The sequence below is a fragment of the Clavibacter sp. MX14-G9D genome, from assembly GCF_032917815.1.
Lineage (GTDB): Bacteria > Actinomycetota > Actinomycetes > Actinomycetales > Microbacteriaceae > Clavibacter > Clavibacter michiganensis_K.
Map to the genome: position 1 here is coordinate 1 of NZ_JAVCVL010000284.1, position 2,860 is coordinate 2,860.

Genomic DNA, 2,860 nt, shown 5'->3' on the forward strand with positions numbered 1-2,860 from the left:
CCGGGTGGCCGGGCGCCGCATCGCCGCGGGACGGGTTGCCGAGCGACGGGTGCGCGAGCGCCGGGTCGCGGACGACGCCGATCGGCGTCGTGTCCAGCCGGACGGAGCGGACGACCACCCGCTTGGAGCGGCGGCGGAGGTGGCGCCGGGCCTGCGGCGTGGCCAGCAGGCTCCCGAGCACGAGGCCCGCGCCGATGGCGAGCGTCGTCGCCATCGCGCCGACGAAGGCGCCCGTCGCCCCGGACGTGCCCGCCATCGAGTTGAGGAGCGCCGAGGCGACCGCGAGGGAGGGCAGCAGGGACCCGCAGAAGGCGGGGACCGCGATCGCCGTGGCCGACACCCGGAGGCGCGCCGCCACCACCGTCCCGAGGGCCCCGAGCAGGGTCGCGACCAGGAACGTGCCCGCCAGCAGCGGCACCCCGAGGAGCTTCAGCGTCCACAGCGAGACCGTGCCGACGAGCGCGACCGCGATGGCGACGGGCATCACGCGCGCGTTGGCGCCCTGCGTGATTCCGGTCGCGCCCGCGGCGAAGAACGTGGTGATGAGCAGCATCCACAGCGGGAGCGCCCGCAGCGTGATGTCGGTCGGGTCGACCTCGATGGCGACGCCAGCGGTGACCGCGAGCCCGCCCGGGATGCCGACGGCGATGCCCGCGACGATGAGCACGATGATCATCGCCCGCGACACCGCCATGGCCCGGAAGCCCGAGATGGCGTCCTGGGCCCAGGTGACGATGGTGACGTGGGGGAGGATCAGCACCACCACGGCGGCGACCATCGCGGCCGCGCTCCCCGCGGGCAGCAGCCCCCACCAGATCGCGAGCGTGCCGAGCGCGGCCACCCCCGCCGACTGCAGGGCGACCACGAAGAAGGGCGGGATGCCGCGGCGCGACAGCTGCCGGCCGAGGACCATCACGCCGACCATGAGCAGGAAGGCGCCGAGCGCGCCGGGCACGGTGCCGCCGGCCTGCAGCGAGACGGAGACGCCGAAGAGGCCCATGGCCGCGTCGGTGATCCACGACGGCCACCGCGGCGGCGACCGCAGCACGTCGACGAGGCCGTCCACGGCGCTCGTCATGTCGCGGTCGTCGTGGAGCAGCTCGTCGACGATCTGGTAGACGAGCGACAGCCGGTGCAGGTCGCTGCCCTCCGCGGTGACCACGCGCAGCTTCACGAGCGGCGGCCCCTCGAGGGGCGCGTACTGGATGGTGATGGCCGTGCCCGTGATGTCGAGCTCCAGCGGCGCCAGGTTCCACTTGGTGCTGACCGCCACGATCGCGATCTCCACGGCGCGCACGTCGGCGCCGGAGGCGAGCATCACCTCGCCGAGGTCGAGGCAGAAGTCGACGATCTGGCTCGGGGAGTAGAGGTCGCCGAGGCGGCCGTGCGCGGGCTCGGTGCCCTCGTAGATGGTGCCGCGGAGGCGGGCGCGGACGTCGCGCATCTCCTGCGGGTTGACGCGGCGGCGGCGCTGGCGCGGCGGGCGCGCGGCACCCGGATCCCTGCGGGGGCGACGCGGGTCCGCGGGGGGCGGGGTGGTGCTCAGCGCGATCAGCGCTCCGTTCGGTGGCCGGCCCGCGGTGTGCGGGGGCGGATGGTGGATCCCCTCCACCCTAGGTCCCGGACCCCGCACGCGCGCGCGGCGCCCGACCCGGAGGTCGGACGCCGCGGACGGTCGGCTGCTGCCGTGCGGGTCAGCGCCGGCGCGGGCCGTCGCAGGTGCTGGTCGACTCGCTGATCGGACCCGTCGGCGTCACCGCGGGGGCCGGGCAGATGAACTTGCCGTAGGCGCCGTTCCCGTCCAGGTAGCGCTTGAGGAACGCGGTCGCCGCGACGCGGATGGTCCCGTTCGGCGTGTTCTGGCCGGCCTGGTGACCGGCGCCCCGCAGCTGCAGGTACTGCTTGGGGGTGCCCTTCGGGATGGAGTCGTACATGGGCTTCACCATGGCCGTCGGGTCGGCGAGGTCGTCCTTCTGGGCCGACACCACCAGAGCCGGGGTCGTCAGGCGCGGGTAGCCGGGGGCGCCGCCGTCGGGGTCGGAGGAGAAGTCGAACGGCATGAGCGCGACCGCCGCCTTGATGGAGGGGCGGGACTGCGCGGCCTGGAGCACGCCGCCCCCGCCCATGGAGAAGCCGAGGAGGCCGACGCGGTCCTTCGAGACCACGGACTTCACCGCGCTCTTGCCGGTGAGGTAGTCGGCGGCGGCGAGCATCTGCGTGGCGCGCGCGTCGGGGGTGTCGTAGCGGTCGGGGTCGAGGGTGTCGATGGTGAGGACGACGAAGCCCTCCGCCGCGAGGTCGGTGCCGTACCAGCGCATGCCGGCCTGCGTGTCGGTGAAGCCGGGGGTGACGATGACGCTGCCGAGGACGGCGCGGCCGGTGTCGGACGGGGCGAAGATCGTGCCGCCGCCGAAGCCCAGGGACGGGCTGGCCGGGACCGTGGTGGTGGTGATCGGGTGCGTGACGTGGTGCTGCGCCGGGGCGGACGCCGTGCGGGCGTGGGCGGGATGGTGCGCAGGGGCGGCCTGGGCCGCGGTGGGCACGGCCAGCAGCGCGACGAGCGCCAGCGCGGTGAGGGCGGCGGGCCGCAGACGCGGCGCGGAGGTGAGGACGGGCATGGGGATGCTCCTGTTCGACGTGGGGAGGGTGCGGCGAGCGCCGCGGTACGGAGACGCTAGGGGGCGTGCCGCCCGCGGTCGTCCGTTCCTCCCCAGCCCTCCCGGCGGCGCTCGCGTCAGCCCAGCCGGCGGGCGAGCTGGTCCAGCTCGCGGGCGAGCGCGCGGGCGCGGTCGGCGATGCCGTCCGCCTCTGCGTCGGACACGGGTGCGGGCGCGGATGCGCGCACCGTCCCGGGCGCGGG

The 2,860-nt window shown here is 75.5% G+C and carries 2 protein-coding genes; both read right to left on the reverse strand.

Going from position 1 to position 2,860, the window contains the following annotated elements:
* On the reverse strand, positions 1-1,444 hold a 1,444-nt coding region (locus Q6969_RS14715), incomplete at its 3' end, for a threonine/serine exporter family protein (protein ID WP_317231114.1).
* 250 nt (positions 1,445-1,694) lie between these two features.
* The gene (locus Q6969_RS14720; RefSeq protein ID WP_317231115.1) at positions 1,695-2,618 is read right to left on the reverse strand and encodes a dienelactone hydrolase family protein; all 924 of its coding nucleotides are present in this window, start codon (positions 2,616-2,618) and stop codon (positions 1,695-1,697) included.
* Between the last annotated feature and the right edge of the window lie 242 nt (positions 2,619-2,860).

Coding starts and splice junctions, on each gene's coding strand:
- Q6969_RS14720 (WP_317231115.1), bottom strand. CDS start 2,618: ATGCCCGTCCTCACCTCCGCGCCGCGTCTGCGGCCCGCCGCCCTCACC.